Here is a 19,214-nt window from a genome sequence, read left to right as displayed (position 1 = left end):
AACCAGCAGTGTTTACAGATTTTTTAAGATCGCCGGGTTGGCATGTGATCGGCTCCGAACTACATTATGTATTACTGAAGCATAATGTTCAGAAAGGAGAGTTTCATGCCAATGCAATCGGATATTGAACGCCTGAAGAATATCAAGAAGCGGCAACATCAACGTGTGGAGGGGGAAAAAGCCCTCAAGAGAGGGACCTCCGAACCACATGGCAGTGATCTCGCGACAACCGTGACTGCGAACCGAGAAAAGGCCGCGCATAAAGCGTCAATCGATCAGTTGAAACGCAACCGCTGACTGTCAACGCTATTTGAAAACCGCAGCAACCTAAAATCGTTGCAACATGGGCAGGCTTGGGCTATAGCAGAGACCTCATCTCAGCACCCGTAGCTCAGCTGGATAGAGCGCTGCCCTCCGAAGGCAGAGGTCACACGTTCGAATCGTGTCGGGTGCGCCAATTTTTTCAATTAAAAACAATTGTGTGGCGATTTTTTGCTCACTTAGACCCTTCCGGGTTTGAGTTTGATTGCCATGCGAAAGGCAATCAGAGACTAATTGCGCTCAGAAGTATAATCTTTACGCTTCAACGCGAAATATAAGAAATGATTTATGCCATATGAGCACGAGCGACAATGATCGCCGCTCGTGCGTCAATTCAGTGAACATCTGGAGTGTCGAATACACATTTATCCTCCAGAATATTCCCTCAAGCTATTTTGTCGGCTTGGAGGGCGCCTCAATAGGCGGCAATTTCGAAAGCAACTCGTCGATCAGATCATACCGACCCTTGAGATGTTTTAGCAATGCCGGATCTGCACCAGATTCCTTCGCAAGCTTTTCGTATAGCTCTGTCCGCTTCAGAGTGTTTTCGAGTGCGGCGAGCAACATACTCGTCACACTTTTCTGATCAAACTCCTGCAATGCCGGAAAATCTGAATGCTCATGAAAAAGTTTATATAGCGCACAGGTAATTGGCGCGTACTCAGCCATTGCGTGCGGCGTCATATAGACATCTTCTTTCATTTTTTCCACATCTTCCAGCAACTGATCATCGGTTTCGTCCGAAGCCAAGGCTGCACTTTCAATCTCCTCCATCATTCGAAGATAGAGATGAGTGGCAGTAAAACTTCCGAAAAGCTCCTGCATTGTTTCTTTACTCCACGCCCTTGGAGTAAGTTCATTGAATTTTTCGACGGATCCGGTTTCATCTTTCACCTGAAGCGCCGCGACCAAGCCGTCAAATATGTTTCCATAATGTTCATATTGAGCGTCGTCAGTCGCATCCCATGGGCGGAATTGATATCCGGCAAATATTTTGCGTATGTCGACACCAGCATCATTAAAAACTTGAGGAAGGAGTAGCGTGCACGACGCACGCTGACCCGGAAATTCACCATGTGCTTCATAACGTGTGGTTGCCAGCATGTGGTTAAATTCTTCGCCCGTCAAACTCAGCATATTAAGCAAGGCATTGCCAGCATATGGCGCATCTACGGTAAATGTTACACTTGGAGTTCCCCTCGACCTAAAATCTTTATTAAAAACATTTTCTGAGTAAAGGTTTTGCATTTGTGCAACATTTGGATCTTCGACAACCTTCAGGTCTTCAGGCTTTTTGGGTTGATCTTTGTACATGATGCGCGTTGTCGAAGAGCGCGGACCCTTACGTTGATTTAATATTGTCCGAACCACTCCGTCCTCCCCAATTCCATCCTGTGGAGTGCCGGTTTCATAACCGTACTGAACCCATTTGGGATCCTTCTCTGTTCCGATATTAACGGTGATAATGATTGAGGAATGTTGTGAGATGCATCCTTTTATTGCGAAGCCTTCTCCACCTTTATTCTTTGAAACGCGGCCTTGTCCGAATACACCCTTCAAATAATTTTCGATGCGCAATTCGTAATCGGCGTCTTTCTCATCCTTCCCTTGCTTATATTCGGGATCCTTAATTGCAACCATTCTTGGAGTGATAACACCCATTACATTATAGAATAGCTGATGAAGGACGGTCACCTTGCCCGGCTTGCCTTTCAGGGCTTCCTTAAAAGACTTCGCATACTCCATATTTTTTTTATTCGGTTTACGGAATTGTTATCAAGGATCATCTGCAGGGGCGAATCAAACCCGTGTGGCGTATTAACCTTACCAATTTCGAAAGTTTGTTTTAAAGGATCTTCCTCTTTATCAGGGTGCTTAAGGGCAGCATAGTCGTCTTCCGGAATATCGTTTTGCAGTCTTTTCTTCTGGGGTTCCGCAAGCTCCCCCCAAAACTGTTTCGTGTTTTCTTCTGTGTTTTCATAGCTAAGCGGCACCAGCTCTTCACCAGATTTCGCTATTGGGGCCTTGAAATCATCGAAATTACCTAAATTGCTGTCCAGCGCCGTGGATTCTTTAATAAGATTGATCAGGCTCTCCTTCTCTTCTTCTGAAAGATTTTCATAAGAACGGATGGCATTATTACCCTTGTCAGAATCAGTATAGATATATGCCGTTCGGTAGCCGCGGAGAATGGTCTTGGGAAAACACAAGGATTGAGAGTTCATATAAGGCAGTATGCCTGAAAGCCCACTTCCGAAGGACTTATTGAGACTCCTGGTCAATATTCGAGGTATATTTTTTACTGTTCCTTGAAAAAATTTTTGAGACATTTTAATAATTCCTAAAAAAATTTGTTTATAAGTTAATAAAAAAATACAAATAAATAGTAATAATTAAATATATTTCAATATAAATTTAAAAATAAATATTTAATTTATATGGAAAATTTTTTATTTCCGTTCGCGCAATATGCCGGACGGCTAACAACCGGAAAATATGCCTGCAGATCACCGTCCGCATGCACATTTGACAATTACCAAGCCCGCGTTTTACGCGCCATCTTTCTTCAATTTACGAGAAAAGCAGTGAATATTTCTATTTTCATTCTGAAAGCTTGATATGACGAATGTAAGCTTACCTAGCGCAACCCTTGAAAAAGAAACCTCTCATTACTCAACGTCTTCCATTTTACTCATATCCTCAATTTCTAATGGCAGGTTTTGAGTGATGTATTCTTCTTCCTTTTGTATTTTTTGTTGTGCATTTCTAATCTCACGCGTCAAGAGAGCCTGTACGGCCGCCGCAGATAGCTGTTGAGGGGTATGGGCCTCATCTGTCAACTGGTCGTCCTTTACATACAGGTAGCCGGCGCTCGCCGCGCAATAAGTATGGAAAAAACTGTTCTTCGCCGGTGTCGCGATATACAACCCCGACTTATCCATAGTACCGATCAACTCTTTGGTGGTATGCCAGATAGAATCCGGATTTTCCCAATTAACTTCTTTATTTTTGCCGTCCAGGACTTTGACCTGCTTCCCATATATGAGATGGCAGTTAAACAGGAAGTTCTCTTCCAACGAGTCAAGAGGCATGACGGAAGCGGGTGCGGTCCGCGCATCATAAACCAACGGACGAGGCATAACATTTGCCTCCTCCAGTAAGGACATAATATAGTTTCCGCAGCTTGTGGCATTGGTATAAACGCCCAAAGACGCATGCTTTTTTTCGTTCTGGTTAATATGATCAACGATTGCTTTATGCTTTAAAAGAGAGTGCAGGGAAGAGGCATTAATTTTCAAAACAACCGAATAATCCAAAACATACTCATCACCACTTAATACGGCCTGTGTCTTGAATGTGGATTCTTTTTTATCTAGATCCTCCGTTACATTGAGGATACTAAGGTCGGCGAAATCAGCAGATTGTTTTTCTCCGGCGAGCAGCATTTCAATTTCGCTCTTGGTGTATCTGGGTTCGGGCAATTTTGGTGTGCCTTTCTTCCCGTCAGTACCGACACTATCAGTAACACCGTCCTTATAGATAATAGACTCCAGTAGAAACGGTTTTACTTTCATATCGCCCGGTTCTACCAGGAGATCATAGTGTCGCGAAATAGCTATTTCATTCGGACCACTGGCCAGATGGTATGCCCTAAGGGTGATTGTCGTAGGACCTTTAGGCATGGCTACTTTTTTCTGTATCTTGTCAATCTCCGTCAGTGAAAGACCATTGTTTGCAGCCAGGGCATCCGCCAGGCATCGATAGTTTGCAAGCGGCTGGAAGCCATTCAAACTGTTTTTACCCAAGAGCCTCTGATATCGAAAGTTCAGATCCTGCATTGTTTCGGCCAGAACATTTGTTCTCACATTAACCGCCTGAAACTCCTGATAGGCATAAGGCGTCGGGTATTCTGGCGTTGGCATGAGCTCCTTATCATTTAGTATGCTCTTCACCTCGTCTTCTGTTGCATTGCCAAATGCATGGTCCATGGTACTTCCCAGCATCTTGAGGCCGAATGCATGAGCAGACATATTATCGACAGAGTAGATCAGATTATAGAGTGTCTTTGCATCTTGTTTCTCCCGTTCTTCCCTCACTGATTTTGACTCCACCCCCATTGGGAAGTCGTCATCCAAATCATTTACTCCTGCCAGGCCCTTTTTAGCCAGTTTTATATTTCGAAAAAAAGTAACTATTTGCTTTCTAGTAAAATTAAAAAAAATTCCAGACATCATCTTCTCCTATATTTATTATTTTTAATATTTACTTTATATATTAAAATATTTGTAATATATTTTTTATATTATTAATTATTTATTAAATACTATACATGACAAATGGGATTTTTTAAATAAAAAACCACATAAAATTAATAACCAAAGGATTTTATTATGAATAATTACAAATATATTATTGTCATTGTAATATTTATATCAAATTTCATTACTGCGACATCATTTGCAAATGGTGTCGCCCTGATAGACTATGACAGGATACTCCGCAGTGTCGGTATCGTGGCTGAGTATCAGAAGGCGGTAGAGACCCTGAAAGCGGATATTCTTGCTGAGTATAATGGCCTGGATGATCAACGAACACAGAGTGTAAATGACCAGCTTACCCAACAATCCCGGGACGCTTTGGTGAAGGAAATCTCTAATAAGGAGGCAGATCTTGTTAAAGAGTGGCTTTCCGGCCTGACCGAAATCAATCTTAAATATGACAATGAATTTCTGGCTCTGGATGAGAAAATCAACGACGCCATAACTAAAATCATGACTTCCCAAAACCTGACTGTCATACAGGAGGGAGCGACGAGTACCACCGACGAAAAAAATACAACGGATATCACCGCGCAAATAATCGATAGCATCAACGGGGGGAAATAAACAATGCAATATCTTCGCACCCCTCTGCTGCTGTTAGTACTATCTGCAGCCTTATTACTTCCGTCTTTTATTGCCTATGCAAAAATCCCCGTCGAGCGCCTGAAGGGGTTCGATGTCATCAATGACAAAAGTTTCGAGTTGCAAATCGGATCGGGAACCACTGCTTCAAAGCAAACCATTGATCTCGGTGTTCTCAATCCTGTTCTAGGCATTCCCTTTTACAGTTTAATCCAGAACTATATGGATTTACCCCCGATAGCACCTCAAGATGCTGTCGTACGCAACGGAATATACTCACTCTTTCGGCCATTTGATCCCAGCAATCCGGTGCCAATTGAACCATCAATATTGGACCACAGCCTTTCCAGCCATATGTCACCGGCAATGCTCGGGACCTTTCTGGCGGAGTACTTGCTGCAAAACGAGAACTACAGTCTGAAAGTTTCCGAAACGGTTTCGGAATCAGTTGCCCAAAAGCGTAAAGAAGAACTCGCCATAAAGTTTTTCATAAATCACAAAGATTTTCGGACAAGCCTTACACCTTTGAAGGTTGCATTCTGCAATGAACCCCAAAAAAAGCAACTTGTCTTCAATGTCGACAGTAGCAACGAACTATGCAAGTCAACAGATATAAACACCGTTCCCGGGGATGTTTTATGGTCGGCTTTGAGTGATATATTTAAAACAAATATCTATAGCACAGTAAGTATTTTCTCCACTGCTGAGCCGGATTTGATGGCTCTCCGATATCTTCAAACCTGGCTCTGGTTGAAAACAACCAGCAAGGAGGGTTTTTGGGACTATTATGAAGCCATCGAAACCCGCCTTAAAGATTATGGTGTCAAATTTTTACCCAATGAAAAGCAGGCATGGCTGGATGCCGCATGGCCTACTTCTGAGCTTAAAAATCTGAAGTATCCGGAAATTAAATCTACGACGGCCGTGAAACTAGACGATAAAGCATTTTCCCAATATATCGCGAAATTGCTCTCTGGCCCGAAACCACGGCAACTTAAGATAAGTCCTACTCAGATTGAGCCCCAAGGTGGATGGCCTGATTGTTGCGGTGCGTCCTTGAGAACCTTTATAATATTTAATTTTATAGACCCGAATTCAACCAGCCAATTTAACCCTTCATATGACATACAAAAATTGGAAGATATTGGCGCTTCTGAAAAGGTGATCAGGTTCTTTACCGAATATGGAACGCGCGAACTGCAAGGGCTGGAAAAAGCCAGCTACGCTTGGGCGGAAATTCAGGCCGGTATAAGCGGCGTCACCTATAAAACTGGATCTGATGGAAAAGCCGCTGGCGAAATTAGCGCCGGATCAAAAAATATTTTTACGGCCCTTGTCCAGCTATTATTTGAAAACGCCGATGTCAAGCCGAAAAGCTGGGACGAACTAGCCAAAGCTATCGATCCGAATGCTACCGTAGAGGAGCATTTGGATGAAGACGGGTTTGGATCAGTGGATTTTTCCATGTTAGGAGAAAAATTCTACTACTCAATGTTCCAGAATCATTTTTCAGTCGAATATTTTCCAATACATATGATTCAATCGAATGCAGACAGACCAGAGATAACCTGGCAGCGTCTTTATGAAAATTCCAATGCATTTGCCGAAGCCGCCGCCAACCCACATGCAATCAATGAAAGCCAAAATCTGAAATGGCTCGAGTTGGGAGCTATGGCTTCAAAGATTGAAAGGTTTTCCCAAAAAGTCGCGAGTCAACTAAACACGACTCCCCATCTTCTATATTTCATAGACTTTCATTCAGAACTGGAACTAAAAGAAACAATTAATGGGCTGAACGCACAAAATCTCAAGCTACTCAATTTTATCTTGTCGCGAGCTGTCGAATTTGACAACGTCATATCTGATACCGCCATATTCGCGATAAAAAATGGCGACAAAAGCAAATATTCAATTATATCGAGATATGTCTCAAAACTTGATATCCGCATGGACACCAGGCAAAAAATCAAGTTGCCAGATGTTTTGAATGAAAAATTCACCTCCGATTGGTTCCTTTATCTTGATGCGATTGCCGACAATGCAGGGAATAACAAATATTTGCATACAATATATATATCAACAAAATCCCCAGCCCAAAATTTTTATATGACAGAAGAAGTAAAGAGTAATTTAAATAAAACTAAAATATTTATGAGGAAACTTTTTAAAAATTTAAATAAAAATAAATCCATTACAAAAATTTATACAAATAATTTTAAAATGATTGATAGATCTGATGTTGATTTTGATCAAAAAGTGTTGGATAATATGATTATATATTTTAGTGAAAATAAATATATATCCAGTTTTAATTTGACTACAAGTGGCATCGTGGATAAGGATGCTGCGCGATTACTAAAAGCGGTGGGCCAGTCATCGATTGTCTACCTGTATATTGATGAGAAAAATATTTCGGACATATCCATTAAAGCGCTTGCCGATGGCGAAACGTCAAATCCGACGCTGGAAGTTCTTACCATTACCAATAATGATTCCTTCTCGGAAGACGGGTTCGCTTACCTGGATGAGAAGGCGTTTAAGAACAGCAAGGTCATACGCGAGCTGAATTATACAAATTTGGGTAACATGGGTCCCGGTTTGTTAAGGGTTCTGGAAAACAGATATCGTGAAAGCCCGACTATAGATAAGATCGATTTTACAGGCACTATTGATTATTTCGATATACCGAAGCTCCCTGAAAATATTGATTCTGAACTTGCAGGGAATGGCGCGCTGGAAAGGCAAAGGTCTTTATGGTCTCCTTTTGCGACCTATTTTCGATACTTGGGAAATTATACTCAATTTCGCCAATACAGGACACTTGCCTTCCGCGGAAACATGAATTTTACCAGACCAAGGATGTTGCCGACAGGAACCCAGCCGAATGTTACATATGGCAGGCCACTATTTATCTATACCCAGAACAGGCAATTTGTGAACGCCATGCCGAACAGTCTTTTGAGGCTTCAGCCGGCTCAGCCAATTGTCTTTACGCAGAACCAGCTAGTTCCATGGTCTGCACAATATCTGCCGTCGAAGTGGACGGGGTCCAATTGGCGCAGTTTCGTCTCCAAAATTACGTTCGGGTTAAAGCAGGTCAAATAATCCCCACCTGCACGATTTGACGGGAAGGGGGCAGCCCCTTCCCCGATACCGATGGATCAACAATATGTAACAGCTGCCATTCCATGACTTGGGGGATGCTCTTTCATAACTTTCAGTCCAGCTTCTAGCCCAGAGACTTTTCTTTACCACCGCCATCGACAGACTTTATCAGCCAGTCGGTAAAAATTTTTATGCTTGCGGTTTGATCGCCCAGCGATGACACAATGTAATAGCTATTATCTGTTTTCAGGCTGGTATCCCAAAGCTGTATGAGAGACCTTTCCCTGATTTCATTTTCAATCAGATATGTTGGCAATAAAGCTGCTCCAAAGGAATGAATTGCGCTCGTAATAATCATTGAAAACTGATCAAATTGTATTTTGGGGGCCACTCTGGTGCCGACAAGCCCGTGACTTGCAAACCAGTCATCCCAGGCCGTCGGTCGAGTTTCCAGGTTCAACAGAGGCGCATTAATCAGATCCGGCACCGTTTGCAGGTTATACTTGTCGCAAAATTCCGGGGTAGCAACAGCAACAAGAGTTTCACTGCACAAGCGTGTCAGGCGTGCGTCGGGCCAGTCTTCCTGACCGAAATGAATTGCAAGATCGAACCGCTCGCCCATTAAATCAAACGGACGATCACGGGTGGCAATGCTGAGTTTGATTTTCGGATGCTCTGCCTGAAAATCACCAAGTCGAGGCACAAGCCAGCGATTTCCGAAGGTTGGCAGGACAGCCAGCCGGATAACGGTATCATCCTGGCCCGCAGATACCGCACGTGCAATGGTATTCGCCAAACCGCTCAAATCTGACGCCAAATCTGCTGCCAGTGAAAGTCCGGCGTTGGTCAGCCGGACATTTCGGCCAAGACGCCGGAATAACGGCGCCCCGATAATATATTCCAGATCTTTTACCTGCCTGCTGATGGCCCCTTGCGTCACATTCAGTTCGGCCGCCGCAAGGGTAAAGCTTTGGTGGCGGGCGGCGGCTTCAAAGCTACGCAAGGCAGACAAAGACGGTATGGCGATATGACGGTTCATCCGCCTAATCCTCCTGATTTTATCATTACTATAAGTCATTTATGTATGAGTTAATAATGATTTTTTATGAGGTGTTAGAGGAGTAACATATTGCAGTAAAGCTAGAGGGCTCGCGATGGAGAAAGTTGCTGTATTGGGCTTGGGTAAAGTCGGAACATTGGCCGCCGAGTTACTGGACGGAGCGGGTTTTCGTGTAACCGGCATTGACATGCAGCTCAAATCCCAGAGCATGCCGTTTGATATCAAAGCCCTTGATTTATCGGATGTTTCGATACTGGCTGAAGAATTTCGGCAGATGGACGCTGTCTTGTCCTGCCTACCCTATCACCTTAACACAGCAATTGCGGAAATAGCCCATGGCGCAGGCATTCACTATTTTGATCTGACCGAGGATGTCCCGACTACGAAGGCTATTATGAAGCTTGCGACCACCTCAAAAGGTATTATGGCGCCGCAATGCGGATTGGCTCCGGGTTTCATCGGTATTGTCGGGGCCAGCCTGATAAATCAGTTTGACACATGCCGCAGCTGCAAGATGCGGGTTGGTGCTTTGCCGCAGAACCCAACGGGGCTGATGGGATATTCCTTTAACTGGTCCCCCGAGGGCGTGGTGAATGAATATCTCAATGACTGTGAAGTGCTTGAAGACGGCGAAATCAAGCGGTTGTCGTCGATGGAGTGGATCGAAAAGCTCTATATCAACGGAACCGAGCTAGAAGCATTCACCACATCCGGTGGCTTGGGCACGATGTGCGAGACCTATCTCGGCCAAGTTCCAAATATTGACTATAAGACAATGCGCTACCCCGGCCATGCCCAGCTAATGAATTTCTTTTTTCATGAGTTATTGATGCGGGATCGCCGCAAGGAAGCCGGCGAGATTCTGGTAAACGCAAAGCCGCCTGTGGACGATGATATCGTCTATGTCCATGTATCAGCGGAAGGCAAAAAGGACGGTGCCCTGGCCCGGAGCGAATTCGTGCGGGAATATAAACCTGTCAATCTGCTCGGCAAACGGCGTACGGCAATCGCCTGGACGACGGCCTCGTCCGTCGTCGCCATCATGGAAATGGTGAGGGATGGAAAGCTGCAAAATTCCGGCTTCCTGAAACAGGAAGAGATCCCGCTCGACATGTTTCTTCAAACCAAAGCGGGAAAAGCCTTCGAGGATCAAAAGCCATGACAGAGCTGACAACTACATTATCAGCCCGCCCATTTCGCCGCGCTGACCGCATCGCAAATATCGAGGTTTCTGAAATTGTTCAGATTTCAGAATCAGCAGCGGCGATGGCCGCTGCAGGACAGGACATTATCTCGTTGGGAACAGGCGAGCCTGATTTCCCGACCCCCGACCATGTTTGTGCGGCAGCAACGGCGGCCATGAAGGCAGGTCAAACCCGATATACGCCCACCGTCGGGACTGCGGACTTACGCCTTGCTATTGCAGCAAAAGCAGGCGTTAAACCGCAGAATGTGATCGTCTCGACAGGGGCCAAGCAAGTCTTGTCAAACTTGTTTCTGGCGTCACTCAATCCCGGCGACGAAGTGATCTCTCCTGCTCCTTTTTGGACGAGTTATCGCGACATTGTAAAATTTTCCGGCGGCAGGCTCGTTGAGGTTCCCTGCCCGTCTGAACAAGGTTTCAAGATCACGCCTCAGCAACTGGAAGCGGCGATTACACCTGCCACGCGCTGGCTTTTGCTCAACACTCCTTCCAATCCATCTGGGGCCCTCTATTCGCATGGTGAACTGAAAGCCTTAGCGGAAGTATTACGCGCCCACCCGAACGTCTGGATCGCGTCTGATGAGATATATGAACATATTTCCTATGCGCCCTTCACATCCGTTCGCGCCGTCATGCCCGATCTCGTGGACCGGATCGTCATCATTAATGGTGTGTCCAAAGCATACTCCATGACGGGCTGGCGTATCGGTTGGGCGATCGGCCCTGAGTCGGTGATCAAGGCAATGTCTGCGGTTCAGGGACAAAGTACATCGGGCGCCTGTTCCATATCACAAGCAGCCGCGGTCGCAGCGTTGACAGGAGATCAGGCTCTGATCACGTCGCGACGGGCAGCATTCGAAGCACGACGGGATTATGTCGTGCAATCCATCAACGATAATCCCTTGTTGGACTGCATCCTTCCTGAAGGCGCATTCTATCTGTTCATTTCCTGTGAAAAGACACTCGGAAAAATGACGCCGGATGGAACCCGAATTACCGATGATATGGCCTTCTGCGCCTATGTCTTGAAATCTGCGGGATTGGCGCTCATCCCGGGAAGGGCTTTTTCGATGCCCGATTACTTTCGCCTTTCCTACGCCTATTCAGATGCTGAACTTAGCAACGGCTTATCGCGCCTGAGATCTGCGACCGATGCTTTGTACGGCCCTAATGGAAACTGAGAGAATGAATGATCATATGCTGAAAACCAATTCAGGTCCCGAACTTGGGCCGTTCAACTGGTCCGATCCGCTGCGGCTTGCCGATCAATTAACGGAAGAAGAGCGCATGCTGGCCGCCGCCGCCGCCGCATATGCAACCGACAAACTGGTACCTCGTGTCCGTGACGCGTATCGCGAGGAGCGGGTCGAGCCTGAGATTTTCCGTGAAATGGGCGAAATGGGATTACTCGGAACGACAATTCCTGAAGACTACGGGGGACTTGGCTCCAGCTACGTTTCATATGGGCTCGTCGCGCGCGAAATCGAAAGAGTGGACAGCGGATATCGAAGCATGATGTCGGTTCAATCCTCTCTGGTGATGTATCCGATCCATGCCTATGGCAGTGACGAGCAACGGCAGAAATATCTTCCGGGTCTCGCGAACGGAACATTAATCGGTTGCTTCGGTCTGACCGAGCCGGACGCGGGCTCTGATCCGGGCGGTATGAAAACCCGTGCGGAAAAAACCGCAACAGGCTACCGCCTGACGGGCGCTAAAATGTGGATATCCAATAGCCCGATTGCAGATGTTTTTGTCGTCTGGGCCAAATCCAGCGCCCATGAAGGTAAAATCCGTGGTTTCATATTGGAAAAAGGCACGGTCGGCTTATCAGCCGCAAAAATCAAAGGAAAGCTTAGCCTGAGAACTTCCGTGACGGGTGAAATCGTTATGGACGGTGTTGAGGTCGGAGAAGACGCGCTTTTACCTGATATCGAGGGTCTGAAAGGACCGTTCGGTTGTCTGAACAGGGCGCGCTATGGCATTAGCTGGGGCGTCATGGGCGCCGCCGAAGCCTGCTGGCATGCGGCGCGGCAATATGGCCTTGACCGTCATCAGTTCAAGAAACCACTTGCCGGCACCCAGCTATTTCAAAAAAAGCTGGCCGATATGCAGACAGAAATTACTTTAGGCCTATTTGCATCCCTGCAGGTTGGTCGGATGTTGGATACCGGGTGCGCCGCGCCAGAAATGATTTCTCTGGTGAAGCGTAATAACTGTGGCAAAGCGCTTGAAGTCGCTCGTCATGCCCGTGATATGCACGGCGGAAACGGCATTCACGAAGAATTTGATGTCTTTCGCCATATGGCAAATCTGGAAACCGTCAACACCTATGAAGGCACCCATGATGTTCACGCCCTGATCCTGGGCCGTGCACAAACCGGACTGCAGGCATTTTTCTAGGATGGCATGATGGATCGCGCACAGATTGTACATGAAAATTTCCAGCGCCGCGTCGCTGAAGGGGATTTACCTTCCGGACAATCCCCCACTACCGGTCTGAACGGACCGCAGGCGGTGCGGCTGTTTTACACACAGTGCTTGAGCCGCGCGCTGGACAGAACAAGCCGCGAGATGCAAAAAGCGGGACAGGGGTTTTATACGATCGGTTCGTCAGGGCACGAAGGAATGGCGGCGGTCGCGGCAGCATTGCGCCCGACAGACATGGCGTTTCTGCATTATCGCGATGCCGCGTTTCAACTATCTCGCGCAGAACAGGTGCCCGGACAAACCGCTCTTTGGGACATGCTGTTGTCCTTTGCATGCTCCAGAGAAGATCCGATTTCCGGTGGGCGGCACAAGGTGCTGGGTTCCCATTCTCTTTGTATCCCGCCGCAAACATCGACGATTGCCAGCCACCTTCCAAAAGCTGTTGGAGCCGCTTACGGAATCGGGCTGGCCCGGCGCCATCCACCTGAGCATCGGCGTCTCGCCAATGACGGGCTGATCCTGTGTTCTTTCGGTGACGCGTCAGTCAACCACTCCACGGCGCAAGGCGCATTCAATGCGGCAGGATGGACCGCGTATCAATCGATACCGCTACCGCTGCTGTTTGTGTGCGAAGACAATGGTATCGGTATTTCAACCAATACCCCAAAAGGCTGGATTGCGGCGAATTTTCAGAACCGCCCCGGGCTGGAATATTTTACAGCCGACGGACTGGATATCTACAACACATTTGATGTTGCCTGCAGAGCAGCGGAATTTGTACGCAAACGCAAAAGGCCTGCGGTCTTGCATCTGCGTACGGTTCGGCTCTATGGCCATGCCGGCGCGGATGTTCCGACAACTTATATGTCAAGCCACGCTGTTGAAGCCGATGAGGCAAATGACCCGCTTCTGCATTCGGTGCGCCTCCTTGAAGAAGCGGGCGCTCTTGCGCGTGAAGATGCCCTGAAAATATATCTGGACACACAGGATCGCGTTATGCATGTCGCCAAACAGGCCGTCACACGTCCCCGTCTGAAAACGGCAAGTGATGTCATGGCATCATTGATACCGCCAAAGCGTAATTGCAAGATCAGCAATGGCCCAAGTCCGCAAGCCCGCCTCGAAATCTTTGGAAACGATATCAAAGCAATGGAGCAGCCGCAGCCGATGTCACGGCTGATAAATTGGGCCTTGACGGACTTGATGCTGCAACATCGTGAGATCATCTGCATGGGTGAAGATATCGGAAGGAAAGGTGGCGTTTACGGTGTGACGCAGCGATTGCAGAAGCGTTTTGGTCCGGATCGTGTCGTTGATACTCTGCTGGATGAGCAGGCAATTCTGGGATTTGCCATTGGCGTTGCCAGCAACGGATTTATCCCTATTCCCGAGATCCAGTTTCTCGCCTATCTGCATAATGCCGAGGACCAGATAAGAGGAGAGGCCGCGACATTATCGTTTTTCTCGAATGGCCAGTTTACCAATCCAATGGTGTTGCGAATTGCCGGGCTGGGATACCAGAAAGGCTTTGGTGGACATTTCCATAACGATAATTCCATTGCCGTATTACGCGACATTCCGGGGGTTATCATTGCCTGTCCGTCGACCGGCGCGGACGCGGCAAAAATGCTGCGAGAATGTGTGCGATTGGCGCGCGAAGAACAGCGCGTGGTGGTATTTCTGGAACCCATTGCCTTGTACCCAATGCGCGATTTACTGACGGATAAGGATAGCGGATGGATGACGCATTATCCCTCACCTGATCAAACTATCCGGTTGGGTGAAGTCGGCGTTCATGGACAGGGCAAGGAACTGGCGATCGTTACCTATGGCAATGGCCACTATTTATCACGGCAGGCTGAAAAGCAGCTGCAAGAGAAAAATATTGATCTGCGGATCATTGATCTTCGATGGCTTGCTCCCTTACCGGAGAAAGCACTGCTGGATGCAACACGTGGCTGCAAAAGCATTCTGATCGTTGATGAATGTCGTCGAACTGGCGGGCAGGCCGAAGGATTGATGGCGCTCTTCACGGAAGCCGGTCATCGCCGCGTAAGCCGTCTTACGGCCGAAGACAGTTTTATCGCCACCGGTCCGGCCTATGGAGTGACCATGCCCAGCACTGAACAGATCATAGATGCAGCGCTGGAGGCCGTAAAATGACCCGTGCAGTTGTCATTTGCCCTGGCCGGGGGACCTATAACAAGACCGAATTGGGTGTCCTGTCCCGCCAGCATAGAGACAAAGCATCCATGTTTGCCCGGTTCGATGAAATTCGTGCCCGGGCCGGTCAGGAAAAGCTGGTTAATCTCGATGCTGCAGAACATTACTCCATTGCCCGGCATACTCGCGGAGACAATGCCTCAGCCCTTATCTATGCGGCCAGCTATGCGGATTTCTTATCGCTTAAAGACCTGGAGATTATCGCCGTAACAGGTAACTCCATGGGTTGGTACACGGCGCTTGCCTGCGGCGGCGCGCTCAGTGCGGAGAACGGTTTCACAGTCGTCAATACGATGGGCACGCTCATGCAAGAAGCCTTGATCGGGGGTCAGCTTGTCTATCCGGTCGTTGATAATGACTGGCGATCGGATACGACCAAGCGAGCCGCTGTAGAGGATTTAATAGCTGATATCAATAGCCGCCCGGGGCGCGAACTCGGACTCTCGATTGATCTCGGTGGTATGCTCGTACTGGCCGGAAATGCAGAAGGGTTGGACGATTTTACAAAAGTTGCCGCTCCCATCGATCAGTTTCCATTACGGCTTGCCAATCATGCCGCCTTTCATACGGCATTACAGGCGCCGGTCTCAACGCGAGGCAGACGGGAACTATCGGTGGAACTGTTCACACAGCCGGAAATACCGTTAGTCGACGGTCGCGGCACGATCTGGTGGCCGGGAGCGGCGACAGACACAAATGCTCTGTGGGACTATACGTTTGGGCACCAAGTTACAGAAAGCTATGATTTCACAAGGGCCATTACTGTCGCAGCCCGAGAATTCGCCCCTGATCTGTTTATTATCACCGGTCCTGGTACGACGTTGGGCGGGGCCGTTGCGCAATCCCTCATACAGGCCAATTGGCGCGGAATGGGCAGCAAGACAGATTTTCAATCGCTGCAAACCGACACACCGTTCCTTATCTCCATGGGACGGGATGATCAGCGCGGTCTTGTCACTTAAGCAAAGGATATATTATGACACATGCACAAATTCTGGCAGCAGCAAGTCTGACTGAAGCAGAACTGACGGGGGGGACACTCAAGGTAATATCTCCCATTGATGGCGCTGAAATCGCCAATGTCTCCGAAACTCCCGCTGCAAATATGCCGGATATCGTGGCCGCCTCCCAGGAAGCATTTAAGGTATGGCGGAAAGTGCCGGCGCCGCGGCGTGGCGAGCTGGTGCGGCTATGGGGCGAAGAATTGCGCGCCGCCAAAGAGGCGCTCGGCGCTGTCGTAACCCTGGAAGCTGGTAAAATCACTTCCGAGGGTCTCGGTGAAGTGCAGGAAATGATCGATATCTGCGATTTCGCCGTCGGTCTGTCGCGACAATTATATGGCCTGACCATCGCGTCAGAACGCCCCGGCCATCGAATGATGGAAACATGGCACCCGATGGGCCCGACAGGTGTCATCAGCGCTTTCAATTTTCCGGTCGCCGTTTTTGCATGGAATACGGCGCTGGCACTGGTGTGCGGCAATCCTGTTATCTGGAAGCCATCCGAGAAAACCCCGCTGACGGCAATGACCACAATGAAAACATTGCATCGCGCGCTGCAAAAATTTGATGATGCACCGGAGAATCTTGTGCAGTTAGTTATTGGCGGCGCAAGCATCGGCGAGGCATTGGTAAACTCCCGTGACGTGCCCGTTTTATCAGCAACAGGTTCCACCCGCATGGGTCAGATAGTCGGCCCGAAAGTCGCCGAGCGTTTCGGTCGTTCAATCCTGGAGCTTGGCGGAAATAACGCCATGATCGTTACGCCCTCTGCTGATCTGGATATGGCTGTACGCGCCATTGTGTTTTCTGCCGTTGGTACTGCCGGCCAGCGATGCACAACATTGCGGCGCCTGATTACACATAAGTCGATCCTTAGCGAATTGGTGAGCAAACTCGCCAATGCTTATTCGAAACTGCCCGTGGGTGACCCCCGCATTGACGGCACACTTGTCGGACCCCTGATCGACATCGCCACCCGGGACCGGATGTTTGCCGCGCTTGAACAAGCCCGGGCCGACGGTGGGATTGTCCACGGCGGCGAGGTCGTCAAATCAGCACCCCAAGGGGGTGCTTATGTCACGCCCGCGCTTGTGGAAATGCCACGCCAAACGGACATCGTGCGCTCTGAAACCTTTGCCCCGATCTTATATGTAGTGGGTTATGACAATTTTGAGGATGCAATTGCCCTGCAAAATGATGTCCCTCAGGGGCTGTCGTCCTGTGTCTTCACGTTAAACATGCGCGAGGCAGAGGCTTTCTTATCCGCAACCGGATCGGATTGCGGCATTGCCAACGTCAATATCGGGCCATCCGGTGCCGAAATTGGCGGTGCCTTTGGAGGCGAGAAAGAAACAGGTGGTGGGCGCGAAAGTGGTTCTGACGCATGGAAATCATACATGCGCCGTCAAACCAACACGATCAATTACTCGGTCGAGTTACCCTTGGCGCAAGGCGTCAAATTCGATTTTTAGTTTCCGAAATAAAATCAGGACGGACCTATGGGTCACGGCGGGCAAACGCAAGAAAAGCAGTGGCACGATATTATCCATCGCAGGCTGAACAGATTGATCACGGTGGCGTGCCAGATACCCTGTCGCAATGGTTTGGAAACGGCGGAACCTGAAATAGTGGAACAGATGTTGGAAGAAATCAGATGATGCTAGCAAATAGGGAAATCATCACCAAATCATACTGGAAACAGGGCGTAAATCCCGCCACTGCAGACTCCGGACCGCTTCCCCCATCCTGCGACGCCGTTGTAATCGGCGCCGGCTTCACCGGTCTGTCCGTAGCTCTACATCTGGCCCGCGCCGGGCGCTCGGTGGTTGTCCTTGACGCCAATGAGATCGGCCATGGCGGTTCCAGCCGGTCCGGCGGCATGTGCGGGCCGAGTTTTCATCAGCTCGGATATAAAGGCCTCGTTAGTCAGTATGGTGAAGCAAAAACATGGGACATTCTGGCTGAAGGGCTTGCGTCCCTAGAATATTTCCTTTCTTTCTTGCGTGATGAGCAAATCGACTGTGATCTGCGGCTTGTCGGGCGCTTTCGCGGCGCGGCGACCGAAGACGAATTTCGAACTCTTGTCGCTGAATCAAATAGGCTCAAGGAAAAGATCGGGCTGCAATTCCATCCCGTTGAACGTCACGAGCAGCATGGCGAAATTGGCACGGATTTATATCATGGTGGCGTCGTTTACGAGCGCGATGCCGGCATTAATCCCTATAAGCTGGTCACAGGTCTCGCGGCCCGCGCGTCCGCTGCTGGCGCCCGCATATTTGAACATCAAACCGTCAACTTAGTACGGGATGATAATGGCGGCAAAAAAGTGCGCGTTGGAACGCATGAAGTTCGTGCACACAATGTGGTCGTGACGACAAATGGGTATACGGGTCCGAGCCTGCAATCCTTCCGGCGAAGGATTATCCCTGTTTCCGCTGGTGTTGTTGCAACTGAAGATCTTGGTCCTGAGAAAATTCTTGAAATGACGCCGAAGCTTCGGATGCATGGAGGCACCCACAGGCTGGTGTTCTGGTATCGACCTACCCCGGACGGTCGGCGGATGATTTTTGGCGGGCGGGTTATGGACAGCAAAAAACGCCCCGAGAATATTTCATCAGATATAATGTCATTGGCTCGACGGGTATTCCCTCAACTTGAAGAAGCTAAGGTTGAATATTGCTGGCATGGCAATATCGCCTATACTTTTGATCACGCACCTCATCTCGGCGAAATTGACGGTATTCATTATGCGATGGGTTATTGCGGTTCAGGCGTGACCCGGTCGTTGTATTTTGCACGCCAACTTAGCCGGAAAATGCTAGGGCAACCCGACAGTGAGACAGCTCATGATGACCTGGAATTTAAAACCAGACCGTTTTATACCGGCAATCCTTGGTTTATGCCCCTTATACTGCGCTGGCATGCGATGGCGGACAAACTCTCCGGCCACTAATGCCGATATCTTC

At 48.4% G+C, this 19,214-nt stretch carries 14 protein-coding genes and 1 tRNA gene; 11 read left to right on the top strand and 4 right to left on the bottom strand.

Annotated features, from left to right (window positions below; genetic code table 11):
- The first annotated feature begins 105 nt into the window (after positions 1-105).
- Both AAC599_RS02045 and AAC599_RS02040 read left to right on the top strand, forming a co-directional pair.
- Positions 106-297 (top strand): hypothetical protein, encoded by a 192-nt coding sequence (locus AAC599_RS02045; protein ID WP_340148737.1) that lies wholly within the window; start codon positions 106-108, stop codon positions 295-297.
- Positions 298-380: 83 nt separating this feature from the next.
- Positions 381-457 (top strand) — tRNA-Arg (locus AAC599_RS02040).
- Between the two features lie 254 nt (positions 458-711).
- On the opposite strand, the gene AAC599_RS02035 is transcribed toward AAC599_RS02040, so the two are convergent.
- The 3 genes from AAC599_RS02035 to AAC599_RS02025 form a co-directional block, all read right to left on the bottom strand.
- A complete protein-coding gene (locus tag AAC599_RS02035) occupies positions 712-2,067 on the bottom strand; it encodes a hypothetical protein (RefSeq protein ID WP_340148736.1) in 1,356 nt (451 codons plus the stop codon).
- Complete coding sequence (locus AAC599_RS02030) at positions 2,034-2,651, bottom strand: hypothetical protein (RefSeq protein ID WP_340148735.1); 618 nt, start codon at positions 2,649-2,651, stop codon at positions 2,034-2,036. Before AAC599_RS02030 ends, AAC599_RS02035 begins: the two co-directional genes overlap by 34 nt.
- 339 nt (positions 2,652-2,990) lie before the next feature.
- The gene (locus AAC599_RS02025; protein ID WP_340148734.1) at positions 2,991-4,556 is read right to left on the bottom strand and encodes a hypothetical protein; all 1,566 of its coding nucleotides are present in this window, start codon (positions 4,554-4,556) and stop codon (positions 2,991-2,993) included.
- 156 nt (positions 4,557-4,712) lie between these two features.
- Between AAC599_RS02025 and AAC599_RS02020 the strand changes: the two genes are divergently transcribed.
- Together AAC599_RS02020 and AAC599_RS02015 are read left to right on the top strand one after the other, a co-directional pair.
- Positions 4,713-5,207 (top strand): OmpH family outer membrane protein, encoded by a 495-nt coding sequence (locus AAC599_RS02020; RefSeq protein ID WP_340148733.1) that lies wholly within the window; start codon positions 4,713-4,715, stop codon positions 5,205-5,207.
- A 3-nt stretch (positions 5,208-5,210) separates the two neighbouring features.
- Complete coding sequence (locus AAC599_RS02015) at positions 5,211-8,330, top strand: hypothetical protein (RefSeq protein ID WP_340148732.1); 3,120 nt, start codon at positions 5,211-5,213, stop codon at positions 8,328-8,330.
- A gap of 124 nt (positions 8,331-8,454) precedes the next feature.
- Here AAC599_RS02015 and AAC599_RS02010 read toward each other — a convergent pair whose 3' ends face one another.
- Positions 8,455-9,369 carry a LysR substrate-binding domain-containing protein gene (locus tag AAC599_RS02010; RefSeq protein WP_340148731.1) on the bottom strand — a complete coding sequence of 305 codons (915 nt, stop codon included), beginning with the start codon at positions 9,367-9,369 and terminating at the stop codon, positions 8,455-8,457.
- A 115-nt stretch (positions 9,370-9,484) separates the two neighbouring features.
- On the opposite strand from AAC599_RS02010, the gene AAC599_RS02005 reads away from it, so the two are divergent.
- From AAC599_RS02005 to AAC599_RS01975, 7 genes are all read left to right on the top strand, one after another.
- The gene (locus tag AAC599_RS02005; protein WP_340148730.1) at positions 9,485-10,552 is read left to right on the top strand and encodes a saccharopine dehydrogenase C-terminal domain-containing protein; all 1,068 of its coding nucleotides are present in this window, start codon (positions 9,485-9,487) and stop codon (positions 10,550-10,552) included.
- On the top strand, positions 10,549-11,775 hold the full coding sequence (locus AAC599_RS02000; RefSeq protein ID WP_340148729.1) for a pyridoxal phosphate-dependent aminotransferase: 1,227 nt from the start codon (positions 10,549-10,551) through the stop codon (positions 11,773-11,775). The genes AAC599_RS02005 and AAC599_RS02000 overlap by 4 nt, the downstream gene beginning before the upstream one ends.
- 4 nt (positions 11,776-11,779) lie before the next feature.
- Positions 11,780-12,997: an acyl-CoA dehydrogenase gene (locus AAC599_RS01995; protein ID WP_340148728.1), complete on the top strand. Its 1,218-nt coding sequence runs from the start codon at positions 11,780-11,782 to the stop codon at positions 12,995-12,997.
- 6 nt (positions 12,998-13,003) lie between these two features.
- Positions 13,004-15,187 carry a thiamine pyrophosphate-dependent enzyme gene (locus tag AAC599_RS01990; protein ID WP_340148727.1) on the top strand — a complete coding sequence of 728 codons (2,184 nt, stop codon included), beginning with the start codon at positions 13,004-13,006 and terminating at the stop codon, positions 15,185-15,187.
- Positions 15,184-16,209, top strand: coding sequence for a hypothetical protein (locus AAC599_RS01985; protein ID WP_340148726.1), 1,026 nt, complete (start codon positions 15,184-15,186; stop codon positions 16,207-16,209). The genes AAC599_RS01990 and AAC599_RS01985 overlap by 4 nt, the downstream gene beginning before the upstream one ends.
- Positions 16,210-16,223: 14 nt before the next feature.
- A complete protein-coding gene (locus AAC599_RS01980; RefSeq protein ID WP_340148725.1) occupies positions 16,224-17,720 on the top strand; it encodes an aldehyde dehydrogenase family protein in 1,497 nt (498 codons plus the stop codon).
- A 182-nt stretch (positions 17,721-17,902) separates the two neighbouring features.
- On the top strand, positions 17,903-19,201 hold the full coding sequence (locus AAC599_RS01975; RefSeq protein WP_340148724.1) for an FAD-binding oxidoreductase: 1,299 nt from the start codon (positions 17,903-17,905) through the stop codon (positions 19,199-19,201).
- Positions 19,202-19,214: the final 13 nt, after the last annotated feature.

The organism is uncultured Sneathiella sp., assembly GCF_963976355.1.
Taxonomy (GTDB): Bacteria; Pseudomonadota; Alphaproteobacteria; order Sneathiellales; family Sneathiellaceae; genus Sneathiella.
This window is presented reverse-complemented; position numbering and strand designations above follow the sequence as displayed.